Source organism: Asaia krungthepensis NRIC 0535 (genome assembly GCF_025995175.1).
Lineage (GTDB): Bacteria > Pseudomonadota > Alphaproteobacteria > Acetobacterales > Acetobacteraceae > Asaia > Asaia krungthepensis.
The window spans coordinates 167,603-184,734 of the sequence record NZ_BAPV01000020.1 but is presented as its reverse complement, the minus strand read 5'-3'; the positions used below and the strand labels follow the sequence as shown (position 1 = coordinate 184,734).

The 17,132-nt window shown below is 60.6% G+C and carries 14 protein-coding genes and 1 tRNA gene; 6 read left to right on the top strand and 9 right to left on the bottom strand.

The window, feature by feature from the left end; translation table 11 throughout:
- Positions 1–567: 567 nt before the first annotated feature.
- Both AA0535_RS10810 and glnA read right to left on the bottom strand, forming a co-directional pair.
- Positions 568–642: transfer RNA gene (locus tag AA0535_RS10810), tRNA-Thr, on the bottom strand.
- A 522-nt stretch (positions 643–1,164) separates the two neighbouring features.
- The gene (gene glnA, locus AA0535_RS10805; protein WP_373319316.1) at positions 1,165–2,655 is read right to left on the bottom strand and encodes a type I glutamate--ammonia ligase; all 1,491 of its coding nucleotides are present in this window, start codon (positions 2,653–2,655) and stop codon (positions 1,165–1,167) included.
- 571 nt (positions 2,656–3,226) lie between these two features.
- Here glnA and AA0535_RS10800 point away from each other — a divergent pair.
- Positions 3,227–4,402: an aminotransferase gene (locus AA0535_RS10800; protein ID WP_264816123.1), complete on the top strand. Its 1,176-nt coding sequence runs from the start codon at positions 3,227–3,229 to the stop codon at positions 4,400–4,402.
- Here the strand turns inward: AA0535_RS10800 and treF are convergent.
- On the bottom strand, positions 4,390–6,576 hold the full coding sequence (treF, locus tag AA0535_RS10795) for an alpha,alpha-trehalase TreF (RefSeq protein WP_264816121.1): 2,187 nt from the start codon (positions 6,574–6,576) through the stop codon (positions 4,390–4,392). The genes AA0535_RS10800 and treF overlap by 13 nt on opposite strands.
- Positions 6,577–6,752: 176 nt before the next feature.
- Here treF and AA0535_RS10790 point away from each other — a divergent pair, with 176 nt between their 5' ends.
- Complete coding sequence (locus tag AA0535_RS10790) at positions 6,753–7,880, top strand: MFS transporter (protein WP_264816119.1); 1,128 nt, start codon at positions 6,753–6,755, stop codon at positions 7,878–7,880.
- 95 nt (positions 7,881–7,975) lie between these two features.
- Positions 7,976–9,439: a metalloprotease TldD gene (tldD, locus tag AA0535_RS10785; RefSeq protein WP_264816117.1), complete on the top strand. Its 1,464-nt coding sequence runs from the start codon at positions 7,976–7,978 to the stop codon at positions 9,437–9,439.
- A gap of 48 nt (positions 9,440–9,487) precedes the next feature.
- On the opposite strand, the gene AA0535_RS10780 is transcribed toward tldD, so the two are convergent.
- A complete protein-coding gene (locus AA0535_RS10780) occupies positions 9,488–9,934 on the bottom strand; it encodes a hypothetical protein (RefSeq protein WP_264816115.1) in 447 nt (148 codons plus the stop codon).
- Between the two features lie 38 nt (positions 9,935–9,972).
- Complete coding sequence (locus AA0535_RS10775; protein WP_264816113.1) at positions 9,973–10,404, bottom strand: hypothetical protein; 432 nt, start codon at positions 10,402–10,404, stop codon at positions 9,973–9,975.
- Between the two features lie 441 nt (positions 10,405–10,845).
- Between AA0535_RS10775 and AA0535_RS10770 the strand changes: the two genes are divergently transcribed.
- From AA0535_RS10770 to AA0535_RS10760, 3 genes are all read left to right on the top strand, one after another.
- A complete protein-coding gene (locus AA0535_RS10770) occupies positions 10,846–11,910 on the top strand; it encodes a hypothetical protein (protein ID WP_264816112.1) in 1,065 nt (354 codons plus the stop codon).
- A gap of 216 nt (positions 11,911–12,126) precedes the next feature.
- Complete coding sequence (locus AA0535_RS10765; protein ID WP_264816110.1) at positions 12,127–12,390, top strand: DksA/TraR family C4-type zinc finger protein; 264 nt, start codon at positions 12,127–12,129, stop codon at positions 12,388–12,390.
- Positions 12,387–13,484, top strand: coding sequence for a retroviral-like aspartic protease family protein (locus tag AA0535_RS10760; RefSeq protein ID WP_264816108.1), 1,098 nt, complete (start codon positions 12,387–12,389; stop codon positions 13,482–13,484). The genes AA0535_RS10765 and AA0535_RS10760 overlap by 4 nt, the downstream gene beginning before the upstream one ends.
- On the opposite strand, the gene AA0535_RS10755 is transcribed toward AA0535_RS10760, so the two are convergent.
- The 4 genes from AA0535_RS10755 to AA0535_RS10740 form a co-directional block, all read right to left on the bottom strand.
- On the bottom strand, positions 13,451–14,386 hold the full coding sequence (locus AA0535_RS10755; protein ID WP_264816106.1) for a 2-hydroxyacid dehydrogenase: 936 nt from the start codon (positions 14,384–14,386) through the stop codon (positions 13,451–13,453). The genes AA0535_RS10760 and AA0535_RS10755 overlap by 34 nt on opposite strands.
- 309 nt (positions 14,387–14,695) lie before the next feature.
- A complete protein-coding gene (locus tag AA0535_RS10750) occupies positions 14,696–15,532 on the bottom strand; it encodes a 2-keto-4-pentenoate hydratase (RefSeq protein WP_264816104.1) in 837 nt (278 codons plus the stop codon).
- Positions 15,533–15,685: 153 nt separating this feature from the next.
- Positions 15,686–16,498, bottom strand: coding sequence for a hypothetical protein (locus tag AA0535_RS10745; protein WP_264816101.1), 813 nt, complete (start codon positions 16,496–16,498; stop codon positions 15,686–15,688).
- Between the two features lie 131 nt (positions 16,499–16,629).
- Positions 16,630–17,109, bottom strand: coding sequence for a YaiI/YqxD family protein (locus tag AA0535_RS10740; RefSeq protein WP_127099720.1), 480 nt, complete (start codon positions 17,107–17,109; stop codon positions 16,630–16,632).
- Between the last annotated feature and the right edge of the window lie 23 nt (positions 17,110–17,132).

Genomic DNA, 17,132 nt, shown 5'->3' with positions numbered 1-17,132 from the left:
CGCCGCATTATCGTTGCTGGCAGAAACTGTCCCGTCAGCATTCAGCACATAAATGTACACATTCGTTAGGGACTTAGGAAGAAATCCTGTTGAATTTACCATTTTATTTTCCAAACTTATGATATCCACGCAAAAAAGCACAGAAAAATAAGTTTGTATTTTACAAAATATTGTATTTTTAAAACATTACTGTGAATTCAAGACTATTTTGGTCCTTAAATACGCCCGGCCTCACGCAGGGTGGTTATTGAATGAGACGCTAGGTCTGCGCCTACGAATTCCCCACGCGAAAATGGCGACGTCCGGATCTCTAATAGGGTCGATGCTTGCGAGAGCGCTGTTCGTACTTTCATGGAAGCGCTGCATCTGAAATCCCAGCCTAATCCCAACTCTAAACGCGACTGTTCGCCATGAGATGGCACGAATTGTGGGATTAGACTGACGGCTGTTACGGAAGAGCGCGATCCCCGAGAGGACATATCCGGCTTTTTATCCGACATGCCACGCGCTGTACTCTATTCGTTCGTACAATGCGCTTTTCCAGAATGCTTGATTTATAAGGATTTCTGGTGCCGGGTGAGGGATTTGAACCCCCGACCTTCGGTTTACAAAACCGCTGCACTACCACTGTGCTAACCCGGCATTATCGTGGACGGGTTGCTTGTCGTCGGTAATCGGGGATTCGTCAAGATCTTTCCCCTCTCCTGAGTGCGGGAACGTGGAAATCGGGCCTAATGCGGTAGGCCGAACAGCCTGTCGGGAGACAGACCCAGGCTCCGGCACGGGCTCTCATGCGATCCTACAGTCAGCCTCAGGTATCGCCCTCTCGCGAGGCACAATCCGCAGCACACGGGAACAGTCAACTCGCTGGAGAAGCTCTGTTCCTATTCCATCGATTGACGGTATCCCAGGCGCCTCTTGCCCGACACCATGACGCCATAGCTTTGAATGGGCTGTCCGTGAAGGAGCGCGTAGCCACTACATGCAGAGCTTCAGACCCTCAAGAACGTGCTCTCCCGCGCTTGCACGACCGATGAACGTGGGGAGCCAGGATTGCAGGTCTGCCCGCTGTGCATTCAGGAGAGATCCCGGTCGCGAGAAACACCGGCCCCGATCACAACACAAAAAAAAAGCCCGGCTCGAAGGCCGGGCTTTCCTCTCGGATCAGACCGAGTAGTACATTTCGAACTCGGCCGGGTGCGGCGTGTGCTCGAACTTGTAGACTTCTTTCCACTTCAGCTCGATGTAGCTCTCGATCTGGTCCTTGGTGAAAACATCGCCTTCCAGAAGGAATGCGAAATCGGCTTCGAGGGCCTGAAGGGCCTCACGGAGCGAACCGCAAACCGTCGGGATCTGCGCCAGCTCTTCCTTCGGCAGCTCGTACAGATCCTTGTCCATGGCTTCGCCCGGATGGATCTTGTTGCGAATGCCGTCCAGACCGGCCATCAGCATGGCGGAGAAAGCAAGGTAAGGATTGGCGGTCGGATCCGGGAAGCGGACTTCGATGCGCTTTGCCTTCGGGCCGACCGAATACGGAATACGACACGAAGCCGAGCGGTTGGCAGCCGAGTAAGCAAGCAGAACCGGAGCCTCGAAGCCCGGGATCAGACGCTTGTAGGAATTGGTGGACGGGTTGGTGAAGGCATTCAGCGCCTTGGCATGCTTGATGATGCCACCGATGTAGTACAGCGCGTCTTCCGACAGGCCAGCATACTGGTCACCCGCGAAAAGCGGCTTGCCATCGCGCCAGATCGACTGATGCACATGCATGCCCGAGCCGTTATCGCCAGCGATGGGCTTGGGCATGAACGTCGCCGTCTTGCCATAGGAATGAGCGACGTTATGCACGCAGTACTTGTAGATCTGCATGAAGTCGGCCGACTGGACCAGCGTCGCGAACTTGGTGCCCAGCTCGTGCTGAGACTGCGCCACTTCATGGTGGTGCTTCTCGATCGGCAGGCCCATCTCACCCATGGTGGAGAGCATCTCGGCGCGCAGATCGCCTTCGCTATCGACCGGAGCAACCGGGAAGTAGCCGCCCTTGACCACCGGACGATGGCCCATATTGCCTTCCGGATAATCCTTCATCGAGGCGTCAGGGCCTTCAATGCTGTCCAGATGGTATGTGCCGTAATGCGGGCCCGTGCCGAACTTCACGCTGTCGAAGATGAAGAATTCTGCCTCGGGACCGAAGAAAGCGGTGTCGCCCAGACCCGTGGTCTTCAGATAGGCTTCAGCGGCCTTGGCGGTTGCGCGCGGGTCGCGGGCATAGAAGTTGCCGGTGCGGGGCTCGACGATATCGCAGATCAGGATCAGCTGCGGCTTGGCCGAGAACGGGTCCATGACAGCCGTGGTCGGGTCGGGCAGAAGCACCATGTCGGATTCGTTGATGGCCTTCCAGCCAGCAATGGACGAACCGTCAAACATGAAACCTTCGACGAAGGTGTCTTCCTCAATGGTGGTGTGCCACTGGGTGGTGTGGTGCCACTTGCCCTTCGGGTCGGTGAAGCGCAGGTCAACCAGTTCGACGGAGTGTTCCTGCATCAGCTCGAAGACGCGCTTTACAGCGGCGCTGTCCGGCTTGCCCGGCTTGGGCGGGGCTGCAATCGTGGAAGACGCAGCCTTGGACGCCGCGGCTGGAGCTTTTTTCGCCATTTGTCAAATACCTGTATCTGCCTCAGGGGGCCGCACTGATCGGCTGCAAAACGATTAGGACAGGATTCGCGAACTGTCGAGTATTCCGAAGGCTTTTTGGGGGCCGGACGTAACGAAAAAACCGATCCGGACGCCTCGTACGCACCCCCATATCCCTTTCCGGAAGCAAAACGACGCATGACAGACCAACAAAAATAGCATATCGGAGCGTTTCGCTCCCTTATCGATGTTTTTTTCTGCGCCGCACGCGACTGTGATGCCTCTTGACCGATGGAGTCCGGGTCTTGACCGGATTTTTTGCCTAGGCCGTCCATGATCTGCTGCCGGATGATCAGAGGGGACACGAACACTCAGGGCTCCGATCCTGCATCGAGGCGTGACCGGCGACAAATGCGTCAATTTCTCTCGCCCTGCCTGAACCAGCGTTCACAGGGGTGGGACGCCTCATCGACCCTGCAACAGCCCCCGACAGGCGCAGGAAGCGCGCAATGCTTCTGGGGGAAACGCACGGATTTTACAGGTCCGATTTAGCCGGTATCATGCGTTTCCCCCCCTCAAAGGCAGGCCCGGCATGAAATCCCCCAATGAATTTCTCAACTCCCTGCCGACCACAATCTTCACGACGATGTCGCAGCTTGCCGTGGCGCATGATGCGGTCAATCTGGGTCAGGGCTTTCCGGATACAGAAGGGCCAGCCTCTCTGATCGAAGCGGCGGCGGCGGCCCTGAAGGACGGGCGCAACCAATATGCCCCTCTGACCGGCCTGCCGGAACTCCGAGAGGCCGTGGCGCGCGCCAACAACCGCGATTACGGACTTACCGTCGATCCGGCGTGTGAGGTCATCGTCACCTCGGGCGCGACCGAGGCTCTGGCCGTGAGCCTGATGGCGCTCATCGAGCCCGGGGACGAGGTCGTGCTGATCGAGCCGCTCTACGACACCTATCTGCCGGTACTGAAAATGCTGGGTGCCATACCGCGCTGTGTGCGCGTGGAAGCGCCGAACTGGCACCTGCCCGAGGATGCGCTTCGTGCAGCTTTCTCAGACAAGACCAAGCTGATTCTTCTGAATTCCCCAATGAACCCGAGCGGCAAGGTGTTCACTGCACAGGAACTCGACCTGATCGCCTCGCTCGTGCTCCAGCATGACTGCTACGCAGTGTGCGACGAAGTCTATGAGCATCTGACTTTCGGGGTGAAGCATGTTCCGCTCATGACCCGGCCTGGCATGCGCGAACGGGCCATACGCATCGGCAGCGCGGGCAAGAGCTTTTCGGTCACCGGGTGGAAGATCGGCTATATCACTGCCTGCCCCGCACTCGCCTCGGTCATCGCCAAGGCACACCAGATCATCGCCTTTTCAAGTGCGCCCAATCTGCAGCGCGCCGTGGCAACCGGGCTCGATCTGGGCGATGACTTCTTTACTGATCTTTCTGACAGTCTGCGCGCGCGCCGCGATCTTTTTGCCGAGGGGCTCCATGCGCTCGGATTTCCGACCCTGCCCGCCGATGGCAGCTACTTCGTCGTGGCCGACATCAGCGCCCACGCCAAAGGGCGGGACGATATGGCGTTTTGCCGCGATCTTGTGACTGACGCCGGGGTGGCCGCCATTCCCGTCTCGGCCTTTTACGACCCGCACGGGGCGCCCCCACCACGCCATCTCATCCGCTTCGCCTTCTGCAAGACAGAACCCGTATTGCGTGAGGCCCTGAGACGCCTCACGCTGCATTTCGCTCCTCAGGAGGGCTGATACGCCGTCATTTTGCGGGTTGGCACGCGCTCATCCAGCGGGGCAACTCGTGCGGCAACGCGCTTGGATGACCCGTCACCGCCAGTCACATCGGTACCATCGGGCTGCAAGGCCGCAGTCTTGTGGGCACTGGCATCCTGCGGGCCGGTCTCCACTTCGCCTGCTGGCTTGGCTGGTGGATCTGCAGGCGGGCTCCCCTCAGGTCCGACCGCGCTATAGGGGTCACTGGGTGGCAAGACATCAATGGCGGGCTGACCGGCCAGAGGGTTATGCTTGAGGATCTGCTCGGTCAGGTCAGGGTAACGGCGCATCAGCCCGAGCAATGTCCCATTGGTCCAGCCAAACCCGATCTGCATCGGGTATTCACCACCGCCCTTGCCCCCTGTGGCGCTGATCGTGGGAGAGTCGACGTCATATTTTTCGAGCAGCACGCCCGATTTCTCATACGTGCCGATGACCCGGGCCATCCAGCGTCTGGCGATGGTCTCCGCCAGATCGGTCGCCCCATAATTATTCAGCCCCTTGATGGCCATCCATTCCTCGGGCGCCCAGCCATTGGGGGCATCCCATTGCTGCCCGCTCTCATGGTCGGTTGCCATGATCCCGCCGGGGCGCAGCAAGTGCGCCTTGATCGTGTCAGCCACACCCATGGCCTGCTCCTGCGACGCCAGACGCAGGAATAGCGGCACAGCGGTTGCGGCAGAAAGCACGTCCGTGGGGCGGTTTTTACGCCAGTCATAATCGTAGAAAGCCTGACGATCCTCATCCCAGAAGAGACGGCGCACGGCGAGCGTGCGTTCATCGGCACGCTGACCATAGACGCGTGCGAGCTTGCGCTGTCCCGTCAGGGCGTAGGCATGTTCGAGCGTCTGTTCCAGATGGACCATCAGGCAATTGACCTCGATGGGTGCCAGATCGGTTGTGTGGATCGTCGCGAGTGTATGGCCATCGGCCAGCCAGCGTGAAGAGAAGTCCCAGCCGGTCTCTGACCCGGCGCGCAGATCGCGATACACTTCAGAAGGCGCTCTCGATCCGGCACGCGCGGCCGTTGCCACATCCTCCGGGTAACTTTCGTCACGTGGCGTATCAAGATCGTCCCAGTGGCGCAGCAGCAGCGTACCATCCTGCAGGCGCACCAGATGGCGATAGGCCTGTCCCGGTTTGAGGCTGTCCGCCCCCTCCATCCAGTAGTCGTATTCCTTTTGCAACTGGGGCAGGAAATTACGGTAGGCGCTCTGGCCATCATGCTGCGCCAGAAGATCGACCATCAGCGAGAAGAAAGGCGGCTCGGAGCGGCTGAGATAATAGGTACGCGTGCCGTTGGGAATATGGCCGTAGCGATCGATCAGGGAGGCCATATCCTTGATCATGCCACGAAGCAGGTCCCACTGTCCGGTCTCGTAGAGCCCGATCATGGTGAAATACGTGTCCCAGTAATAAAGCTCCGAGAAACGTCCGCCGGGCACCACATAGGCATTGGGAAGGGGCAGGAGCGACGCGTAGGACATGGGCTTGTCGGGCTGACGCGTCAGAACGCCCCACATGCCCTGGATATAGTCATAGATGTTCTCATCGGCCTTGCGACGATAGGAGATGTCACGGCGTAAAGGCGGCGAGAAATGCTGCTCGTAAAACGCCTTGATGCTGAAATCCGGATGTTTGCGCTGGCTGTCCCAGTCCGCAAGCAGGGTCGCCGGGGCTTCATCCGGTCGGGCATCGGCAATGGTCTTGAAATCGGGCGCCAGATGGGCCCCGCCAATCGCCGCGAAAAGCCCACCAAGCGCGATCGATGGCGAGCGCAGATCCTGGGGGACCGACCCGACATGCAGCGATTGCGCAGCCTCGCTGGCAACCGTCTCGCGAGGTCCTGTGGAAGGGGCAGGCAATGTCGTGGGCTGTGCCGGGGATTGCTGCGTCTCCCGCATGTCAGGTTTCGCACGCTGATGCACGCTGGTCGCATCCTCAGGGGATGACATCTGAGCGCCCGGCGCGGCCTCTCCATGCGTAGGGTCAGGCGATCCGTTTTGAGAGGCGGGCGCGCTTACCGGATTTTGCGTGCTGCGCGCTGTCGGGGCAGGATCGTTATCAGCCGCCCGGGCGACGGGCATAGCGAAGGCCGTGCATGAAACGCCGAGGAGCAAGGAAAAGGCGAATGAGGGGCGGTTTCTCGTCATGCAATCTCCTTGAACCAGACACCGTCGCTGAAGCAGCGGCCGAGCCTGCCTGCGTCTACTCCCCGGCTCCACGAAGGCGTTGCATCATTTTGTCACGGATGTGACGGCAGAGCGGTGCCATTGAGGGGCGTTTCGGCTGCTGCGGGCAACCAGGAACGCCAGGAGAGGGATGCAGGATGAACAGAAGAGACCCGAAGAGGTTGCAAAACAGTACCCGCAGCGTCTTTTTTCTGATCGGTATTCTTTTTGCTCTCTGGTCCTGTCTGGTTCCCGTCGTGAAAGCCCATGCCGGCCTTGATGACGGGGCTCTGGGCCTGCTTCTGCTCTGCCTTGGCATCGGCTCAGTCATCGCCATGCCCCTTGCCGGGTACTGGGTCAGCCGCTGGGGCTGCCGCGCTGTGGCGACCGGGGGCATGGTCCTGTCGGGTATTGTGCTGTTGCCTTTGTCCCTGATGCACAGCGTTCCCCTGCTCGCCGCGGGCGTCTTCTGTCTGGGGGTGGGATTCGGCTCGGCAGAAACCGCCATCAATATCCAGGCGGTGGATGTCGAAAAACAGAGCGGCCGCCCCATGCTCTCCGGATTCCATGCTTTTTTCAGCATTGGCGGCGCGATGGGGTCCGGCGGGCCCATGTTGCTCGCGCAGCTCGGTGCGTCGCCGTGGATGATCGTCATGGGAGGACAAGCCAGCCTTGTCATGCTGCTCCTGACTGCCTGGCCGGGGCTGTTGAACCAGCCTGAGCCCGATGGCGGATCCGGCTTTGCCCTGCCGCGCGGCGTGGTATGGCTGTTCGGACTTCTGACAGGCATTGCCTTCCTGTCGGAAGGCGCGGTGCTCGACTGGGGTGGGGTCTATCTCTCGGGTGAGCGGGGCAGTTTCGGCATCGCGCCGGGATGGGGCTATGCCGTGTTCGCTTCCGCCATGACCTTGGGCCGCCTGACCGGCGACCATGTCGTGGCAAGGTTGGGACGTGTCAGGGTCATGGCCTTCGGGGGCAGCGCCGCGGCAGTCGGATTCACCCTGGTCGTGCTGAGCCCGAACATCCCGCTCCTGCTGGGCGGTTTTCTGCTGATCGGGCTCGGCTGCGCTAATATCGTGCCCGTGCTCTACAACGCTACCGGGCGGCAGAACGTCATGAAGACCAGCGCGGCCGTCGCGGCCATCACGACCATCGGCTATGCCGGCATCCTCGCGGGGCCTGCGCTTCTTGGCGCCATCGCCCAGGCCAGCAGCCTGACAATCGCCTTCGGATTTCTGGCTGTCCTGATGGCGTTCGTCGCGCTCAATGCGCGCGTCACCCGCTGAAACCGTGCTTTTTTGACCCCGATGACGGCTTTCCCCTCGCATTCGGGGCCGGGACGCGCCATGTGTTCGGGTTCAAGAAGGAGCTTTTCGACCCCATGACCTCCCCTGCCGAAGCCACGCCCCTTTCTGCCCTTGCCGTCACGGACCGCCTGTTTTTCGAGCGCGCGGACACAGCGCTCACACGCGATGAGGCAGAAGCGATCGTCAGCCGCTCTCTGGAAGGAATTGAGGATGGCGAGTTGTTCCTGGAATATCGGGAAAGCGAGTCCATCGTTCTCGATGATGGTGTCATACGCTCGGCGAGCTTCGATACGTCCTCGGGTTTCGGATTGCGCACCGTTATCGGGCCGGAAACCGGGTTTGCCCATTCCGACGAAATCAGCAAAAGCGCACTGGAACGTGCTGCAGGTGCGGTTTCGGCAGTTCGACAGGGCCGCAGCGGCACACTGGCCTCACCGCCACAGGCCACCAATCGGCGTCTCTATGCACCTGAAAGCCCTTTGAGCGACACGGATTTCGCTGCGCGTGCCGCTGTGCTGGGCGAGATCGATGCTTATGCGCGCGGTCTCGGTCCCGAGGTGGTGCAGGTCTCTGCGAGCATCGCCACAGAATGGCAGGCCGTGCAGATCATGCGTGGTGCCGGATTTCGCACTGCCGATCTGCGCCCTCTGGTGCGGCTGAACATCTCCGTCGTGCTCGAACGCGATGGACGGCGTGAGAGCGGCAGCCGGGGCATGGGCGGTCGCTACAACCTCTCCCGACTGCTGGGGCGCGAAACCTGGCAGGGTGCGGTGGATGAGGCTGTGCGTCGCGCGCGGGTGAGCCTCGATGCCGCCCCTGCGCCTGCGGGCGAGATGGATGTCGTGCTCGGTCCGGGCTGGCCCGGTATCCTGCTGCATGAAGCCGTAGGCCACGGGCTCGAGGGCGACTTCAATCGCAAGGGCACGTCGAGCTTCAGCGACATGGTGGGCAAGCGCGTGGCGGCCCCCGGCGTGACCGTGGTCGATGACGGCACGCTGGCCGAAGGACGCGGCTCCCTGACCATCGATGATGAAGGTACGCCATCAGGGCGGACCGTGATGATCGAGGACGGAATCCTGCGCGGGTTCATTCAGGACCGTCTGAATGCGCGTCTGATGGGCGTGGCACCCACGGGTAACGGACGACGCCAGTCCTACGCTCACGCCCCCCTCCCGCGCATGACGAATACATTGATGCTGGGTGGCGATGCCACAACCGAAGAGATGATCCGCTCGACGAAGCGTGGCCTTTATGCCGTCGATTTCGGCGGCGGTCAGGTGGATATCACCTCGGGCAAATTTGTGTTTGCCATGTCAGAAGCCTATCTGATCGAAGACGGCAAAGTCACGCGCCCGGTCAAGGGCGCCACCCTGATCGGCAACGGCTTCGATGCGATGAACAAGATCTCGATGATCGGTCAGGACGTGGAGCTCGATCCCGGGATCGGCACCTGCGGCAAGGCCGGACAGGGCGTGCCTGTGGGAGTGGGCCAGCCTACATTGAAACTGGCCGGACTCACTGTGGGCGGCACCGCCTGAGTTACGCCCGGCCCGAACCGGTTCAGGCCGGGATCTAGATCATGCCTGTCAGGACACTTCCCGGCGTCCTGACAGGGCGCCATACGCCATACCCGCCACCATGGCGGCGTAGATGATCGCCATATCCTGTTTTGAGAACACAAGCTCCCAGCCTGGCGTGAAGCGTTTGGGGGTCGCCTTGTAATCGGCCACAGCGGCAACCGGCCCGAGAGCAAGCGTTGCGAACAGTGCCCGGACCACGCCCGGCTGTTTTCCGAGCGCGCGGTCATACAGCACGGCCCAGAACAGAACGGCTGCCACATTGGTCGCGACCCCTGTGCCGGAGTGAACCAGATTCAGGTCCTGCATCGAGGCGGCCTCCTCGCCCTTGAGCCAGTGGGCGGTGCAGTTCACCCCCTTGGCCGCGTTGCCGGTCCTGGCCTTTCCCAGAGCCAGAACTGCGGCATTACAGGCGAGTGAGCCATAGAACGTGATGGCAGGCAGACGGGAGCGCATGATTTTCATTCCTTCATGGAACGCCGGGAAATGGCGGGTCAGTAGAAAATGAGCGAGATACCGCCGCCAATGATCGCCATGACCCACAGGATCGAGACAACAATACGATGGCGTATGGCCCGAAGCGCGAGAATGCGCATCAGGGGGTCCAGCGGGTAAGGGAGGGAACGGGACTGATAAGGCGTTCTGGCAGGGGGCTGATCAGGGTCAGGAGAAAGACTGAGCCGGTCTTCGGCGCGGACCTGCACTGCCGTGCACCATTCATGGCGTAACCTGTCCAGCTCTGTCCGACGATAGACGATGCGGGACTGGATCCTGAGAGGAGCCGGGCCGCAGCGGAAAAAGCGTAGCGCCCTGAACAGCCCGGGCGTCAGCCCAAGATGAGAGGCGGCCTGAGCGGAGTCGAACAATTCCTGCCTTGGCAGGGGCCGCACCACCGCAATACCGTTCCCATGATCGCGATGATCCACGCCTCACCCTCCCTCTCAGCGTTGTGAACGAAGGGCATCAAGACAGGTTCGGCTTATTTCCGGTGCCGTCATGATGAGACCGCAAGCGGTTACCGCCACCCCGTCAGGCGGGAGAACAACGCCGGGACTAGGGTCGACCCAACCCTTCATCGTGAGCCCAATCTCCTTGGAAGCAGATAGTCTCGATGCAGACCGTGCAGGCAAAAGACGCATAACAACGGAAACCCTCGCCTCGGGCCGATGCGGAATGACACCCTGACATCATGCCTCGTACAGCGGCCACTCGGATGCGTCACAATAACGAGCGGCATTTGGGCTCCCGCCCCCCCCACGACAACGTGGCTTGCCTACCTGTCTGTGCCGTCATGACTATCCCGGCAGGCGCGATGCGCTACCCCGCCCATCCGGAGCCTCGCATCGCAGCAGCAAGGACATTCTGTCGTGTTGAACCTTATCCTGCGAACGATCTCCGGTCTGACTCTGGCGCTGGTCGTCCTCATCTCTTCCGCCAGAGCCCAGCCCGCCTCATGTATCCTGGGGGCGTTCACCCTGCCCCTCCTGGGCGGTTCGGGCGATGCGCCCCTCCTTCCTGCCACGATGCAGGGCAAGCCGGTTGCGCTCTATTATTCGACGACCGTGGACGGGCTGTACGGTGGAGATATCACGCCCTATGCCGGGGAAGATACGAACACCAGAACTTCGCTCCTTCTGGATGGGGTGAAAGGCGATGACTACAGCATCTTCAAGCCGGAGCGGCTCAAGCTGGGCGATCTGGAACTGGGCAGCCCGGGCATGGTCAGACTCAATGCGTTTCCTGCCCGGTTGATCGGCTCACGTCCTGTCATCGGGGTGATCGGCCCCTCGCTTTTTGCAAAGCTCTCTGTCCTGCTGGACCTGCCCCATGGGGTCTTTGCGCTCATACGCTTCAGCGACGATGCCTCATGCAAGACCGCCCGTGCGGATTTTCTGGGTGCAGGTGAGGCGGCTTTTCCGCTCGACACGCAGGATAGGGCATGGATCAGGCTGAATGGGATCGAGTGCGCCGTGATGCTGGACCCGAACAGGGCGATCAACACTCTGCCACGCGCCTGGGCGGCTGCTTCAGCGTCAGACGGATCGCCCAATCGCAACAAGCCCGCGACAGTCCAGGCAGTCCTGCCCACCACCGGGGCCCCTGGCATTGCGGATACATCCTTCCATCTGGAGGATGGGACGGAGCCTCCCGAGACGGATCGAGACATCTCCCATTCAGGGGAACGCGACCGCGCGCCCCCTGCAGCCGGGCTGGGGCTCGAGTTTTTCGAGCGGCATGTCGTGCTTTTCGACTATCCAAAAAACACGGTCTATCTTCTGCCCTCCCATCACAGGAGAGAAGACGCAGGAAGCGCGCTCCGCTTTCCCCACAGGCTGCAAAACCTGGGTCCCAACATCATGACCCCCTCTTTTTCCGGCTGGCCCCTGACCCCAATCTATCCTGCCATGGTCGGTCGAACCCAGCCATTCTAAGAGGCAGTTCTTCTCCAGGCGCTGACTGGATGCGCCTCCCGCAAGGGCCGGGCGTATTGCGAGGGACCCCATTCTTGGGATGAGCGAAGGAACGAGGAAGCCGGACGCTGATTCCTGAAAGACGCTGCCCGGAAACAACGCCTGAATCGCGCGGGCATCTTGAGGCTGCGGGGCACAGATCCAACATCAGGGATCTGCAGGAAGGGGATCAGACCGATGGCAACAGGGTGGGCTCCGGATGGAGCCGTTCAGGACCAGATTGACGACACAATAGCCGACGCCGTGAGCCGAGCCCGTGCCGCCATGCCCCATGGTGAAAGCGCTGCGGAATGCGTGAATTGCGGTGAGGATATACCCGCCGCACGGCAAAAGGCGCTCCCCGGCGTGAAGCTGTGCGTCGACTGCCAGTCCGAGCGTGACAAAAGACCGGTTTTCACCGGTATCAATCGCCGAGGCAGCAAGGACAGCCAGCTGAGATGAGTCCGGCTGGCGCCATCCTGCATAGTCAGGGGGAGCATTCTCGCGTCTATGGTGTGACACGGCAGGCGCTTTGCCTCTTCCTCCTGGTGTGCATCGGTATCACCTTTTCTAAGGTGGCGCAGGCCACAGGCGACCCGGCCCAGCCGGATTGCATAGAAGGGGCAGTGACTCTCCCGCTTCTGGGTGGATCGGGCGATTCACCCATTATCCCCGCCACGTTGGATAGCCGCCCTATCGCCCTCTATTTCTCGCATGGTTTCGACAAGCTCTATGTCGGGGATATGGACGGTTTCGACACCTACGATACCCACCAATCCCGCATGATCACGACAAACGGGGTCTATACCGACCCTCAGCCCCTCATCCGGGCGGGACACCTGACGATTGGTCCCCTCGATATGGGGACGCCGGACATGATTCAGCTCGAGGATTACCCGACCCAGAAAATTGGCACACGCCCTTTGATCGGGGTGATCGGGCGCGAGGCTTTCTCAAATCTCGCTGTGCTGATCGACATGCCCCACAGCGCCTTTGCCCTGATCCGGTTCAGCCATGATGCAGCATGTCGTTCTGCACAAGCTGCGCTGATGGGCACCGGAGCGCAGGCATTGCCCCTCTATGGAAAAGGTCTGATCGCGATCAGCATCGACGGAGTCGAGCGTGATTTCTCCCTCGATCCCGATGCACCGGTCACCACGATACCGGCTAAATGGCTCGCCCCGGTGAAAGACGATCCTGCCGACCCGACAGGAAATTCCGGTGTTGCGCTTTACGGCACCATTCATTCGCGTCTCAGGCGCACGACCGTAACGTCGATGCGTCTGGGTGACTTGTCACTCGGCCCTATGTCTGTCTACGCTCAGGACGATCTCGCCATGGGACTTCTCGGGACAGATTTCTTCCAGAACCATATCGTGCTTTTCGACGAGCCCAATGATCGGCTCTATGTTCTGCCGAGCGCGCCGCTGCCGCAAAAGCCGGGGAATAATCTGCATTTCGACCGGTTTCGCACCGGTCGAACGAGCGTGAAGGACCTCTCAGGCAGGGCGCATCTGGCAGGTCAGAGAACCGGGGTCAAAAGCGGCTCCCCCTGAAAGAACGCCGCCAGATTATCGAACACCAGACGCCCCATGGCATGGCGCGTCTCAACAGTGGAACTGGCGCGATGCGCCTGAAGCACCACATTATCGAGGCCGTAAAATGCCTCGGGCACATGCGGCTCCTGTTCGAACACATCGAGCCCCGCACCGCGTATCGTACCGTCTTGCAGTGCCTTCAGAAGGGCGGCTTCATCCACCACCGTGCCACGCGCCACGTTGATCAGAAAGCCGCTCGGTCCCAGAGCTTCGAGTATGGCGTGGTCGATCATGTGATAGGAACGCGCGCCCCCGGCCACACAAAGCACGAGCACATCAGCCCATTCGGCCAGAACCCTCAGTTCCGGATAGAAAGGATAGTGCGGCGTGTCCGGCTGCTCGCGCGAGCTGAAATAGGCGATGGTCATGTCAAAGGCGGCAGCCCGCTTTGCCACCGCCTTGCCGATCGCCCCGAACCCGGCAATGCCAAGCTTCTTGCCTTTGAGCGTCCACGAATTCGGAACGGGCGCCTTGCCCCATTGCCCGGCACGGACAAAGCGGTCACTGGCCGTGATGCCGCGCACCGTGTCGAGCATCAATCCTATCGCCATGTCGGCCACATCATCGGTCAGCACGCCCTGGGCGGTAGCAAGCCTGATGCCACGTCGACGGCACTCATCCAGATCGACCTTGTCATACCCGACACCGTTGACGGAAATGACCTTGAGATTGGGCAGGGCGTCCATGATGGGTCGTGGCAGGCCGCTCCCGCCGCCTGTCGTGACGCCCTCGATACGCCCGGCCAGCGCGCCCAGCGCCTCGATGGTGCTGAACGGGTGCAGATGAAAGGGTGATCCAAGCTGCTCGTTGAACTCGGCAGACATCGGGTCGATCATCAGAATATCGGTTTTTCTGGTCATGATCCGTCCGTATTGCGGGTTGCGTGCGCGGCAACCCTAGGAACATCCGGGCCGGGAGGCTCATCACCTTGGCGTGACGCAGCTTTCCTTGAAACGCTCTCCAGTGGAGGCTCTCCCAAGATCATCATCGCAGCGCTGATGCGGCATAATGGCCGACAGGGCATCTGCGACACCCTCCGGCCCATGCGACCAGAACGTCCGGACGGGCGCTCCCGTTCGCCTGTAGAGCGCAAAGAACGGCGGACCGGCCTGGGGTTCACCTCCAGCCTGGGCGTTCGGCACAGGCGCCCAGGGACGCCTGACTCAAGATCATTCTCCCTGACTGCAGAACGGCCTGCCAATCCGGGCCTCGACGGGAAAGAGCCCCTCGAACGACACACAGATGTCGGAGGGGTCTTCCAGAAACAGCGTGCCCATAGTGGAGCCGGTGGTCACCACGTCGCCAGCGCGGAGAGGGCGCCCCCGTTCGATCGCGTGATTGGCCAGCCAGGTAAGCAGACGCAGCGGATCACCGGCCTTGTTGCCCCCCAACTGGTCGTAGCGCTTTTCGCCATTCACCAGCATGGTCATGGGCAGGGTGGTCGGGGTGAAATCACGCCAGGTCGTGACACCACGCCCGACGATCAGCGCACCATGGCTGCCCTGATCAGCCAGGTGCGACAGGTTATGCTGGGTATCGGGCGCGACAAAGCGGGTATCGAGCAGTTCAATGGCGGCATGAATGGCCCCGATTGCCTCGGCAACCTCTTCCGTCGTCCAGGGGGTGCTGCGGGCCGGGAGGTCCTTTGCAAAGGAATAGGCAATCTCCGCCTCGGCACCATGAAAACGGCAGAACGAGGGAGACAGATCATGGCCGCTTTCGAAGACCGTAGCCTTGTGCAGGGGTGCGCAAGCCGGGGTGGCCGTGGGCGTGGCCGCACCCACTTTCCACCCCACGATCTCGCCCTTGCCCGTTTCGCTCAATACGCGCGCCACGACATCCTGCACCGCATAGGCTGCCTTGGGATTGATCGGGACGATGGTTTCGGGAACGGTATGCAGCGGCTTGTTGGTCCGTCGCGCCTCGAGCAACATCGAGGCCAGGAGGGCATCGGGGGCGGTCTCGGTTGCCGTTTGGAGTGAGGTCTGGGAGAGAGAAGCGTTCATGGTGTCGGTCATTTCCGGATGAATGAGCGTCAGCAAAAAATCTCGATCGGGATGCCCTGCACGCGATATCGGCAGACAGGGGCAGAATCACCCCGATCAGTCAGAAAAAACATGACACGTCTGTAAGAATTTGGCCATCTTTCGTTTCGGCTGTCAGTATGGGCCGAAAAGATTGCCCGTCTTCGATCCTGCACGGTGGCCGAGTTCCAGTGCCTCGAAGAACCGCAGATCGAAGCTGCGCAACACGATATGGTTCGCAGCCCCAACCAGGCATGCCGCGAAAAGGTTCCCCCACATCAGATATGAGTCAGGCGCAGCAAAAGCAGCAATCTTCTGCGCGAAAACAATGATCAGGGCAAAGGGGATAGTCAGTACGCCGCTCCAGAAGATGTAGCTCCAGACATGCCCTTTCATCGCCTCATAACTTCGACGAATCCGAAAGCCGGCATTTCCGCTCTCCCAGGCGAGGTAGCTCATGGCGAAGCACCGTACGGTCAACCAGATCCAGAAAACGCCCAGAACGCACAGGAGGCTCATCCCTGCTGCTTTCGTGGGAAACGCTGTGCTTTCACTCAGGTAATCGCTGACCCTCGAAGCTGCCAGAAGCGTCAGCCCGGCAGGAAAAGCCTGTATGATGGCATTGACACCCAGGGACTGCATCGCGCCCCGATCCAGCCGCCAGAGAGCAACACCTCGCAAGGAGGTAAGCCATGCACGGGTAACGCTCAGCGCCAGAAACCAGGTTACTATCATGTCGAGGCTGCTCAGGACGAGCAGAACTGGATTGCGCAGGGCACCGTCGATTTGCGTCGTGACAGGAGAACTTATCTGTCTGGCCCCTTCAATCAGACACTCCACGGCCATCAGAGCGCCAATCAGGATCACGACATCGGCTCGCTTGAGAAAGCTGAGGTCCAAGCTCTTCTGCATCAACTGACCTGCCTGCCAGAACGACAGTTTCTTCACTCTTCCACCTCCTGCTTCCTGTTGTCCCGGCCATGCGGGGATGAGTGTCACACCTTCAAAACATCCAAGGGCAAGCCGAGAAGGAGCCCCCCTTAGCAAAGCGTCGATGCTATTCCCGATCTGCTCAATATCTATGCGGGTGGCAGGGTCATCGGGCGCAGACGGGGTTTGCGAGCCTTGTTCACCAGCGTGTCGAGCGCAGAAAGGAAGCGCGAGCGATCGGCTTTGCCGAATGAGGCGCCTCCCGGCGTCATCATTCCTGCCGAACGCAGATCGGTCATGAGATTACGCATGGCCAGCGCCATACCAATGGCATCGCCATCGAGGATGCGGCCCTTGGGCTCGATCACATGCACGCCTTTTTCGACACAGCGGGCGGCCAGCGGGATGTCAGCTGTGATCACAATGTCATTCTCGACCGAATGTTCAGCGATCCAGTCATCGGCCACATCCGGCCCGGCATCGACCACCACGCGTTCGATCAGCGGCGAGTCCGGAAGGGCAATCATGCGATTGGCCACCACAAAACTGCGCAGTCCATAGCGTCCGGCCACGCGATAGACCTCGTCCTTGACCGGACAGGCATCGGAATCAATGAAGATACGGGTCATGGCTCTACTGTGCCGCAGCGGGG

Bases quoted from the DNA above. Each gene is read 5' to 3' on its own strand.
- glnA (WP_373319316.1), bottom strand. From the start codon at position 2,655: ATGGCGAAAAAAGCTCCAGCCGCGGCGTCCAAGGCTGCGTCTTCCACG.
- AA0535_RS10800 (WP_264816123.1), top strand. From the start codon at position 3,227: ATGAAATCCCCCAATGAATTTCTCAACTCCCTGCCGACCACAATCTTC.
- treF (WP_264816121.1), bottom strand. From the start codon at position 6,576: ATGACGAGAAACCGCCCCTCATTCGCCTTTTCCTTGCTCCTCGGCGTT.
- AA0535_RS10790 (WP_264816119.1), top strand. From the start codon at position 6,753: ATGAACAGAAGAGACCCGAAGAGGTTGCAAAACAGTACCCGCAGCGTC.
- tldD (WP_264816117.1), top strand. From the start codon at position 7,976: ATGACCTCCCCTGCCGAAGCCACGCCCCTTTCTGCCCTTGCCGTCACG.
- AA0535_RS10780 (WP_264816115.1), bottom strand. From the start codon at position 9,934: ATGCGCTCCCGTCTGCCTGCCATCACGTTCTATGGCTCACTCGCCTGT.
- AA0535_RS10765 (WP_264816110.1), top strand. From the start codon at position 12,127: ATGGCAACAGGGTGGGCTCCGGATGGAGCCGTTCAGGACCAGATTGAC.
- AA0535_RS10760 (WP_264816108.1), top strand. From the start codon at position 12,387: ATGAGTCCGGCTGGCGCCATCCTGCATAGTCAGGGGGAGCATTCTCGC.
- AA0535_RS10755 (WP_264816106.1), bottom strand. From the start codon at position 14,386: ATGACCAGAAAAACCGATATTCTGATGATCGACCCGATGTCTGCCGAG.
- AA0535_RS10750 (WP_264816104.1), bottom strand. From the start codon at position 15,532: ATGAACGCTTCTCTCTCCCAGACCTCACTCCAAACGGCAACCGAGACC.
- AA0535_RS10740 (WP_127099720.1), bottom strand. From the start codon at position 17,109: ATGACCCGTATCTTCATTGATTCCGATGCCTGTCCGGTCAAGGACGAG.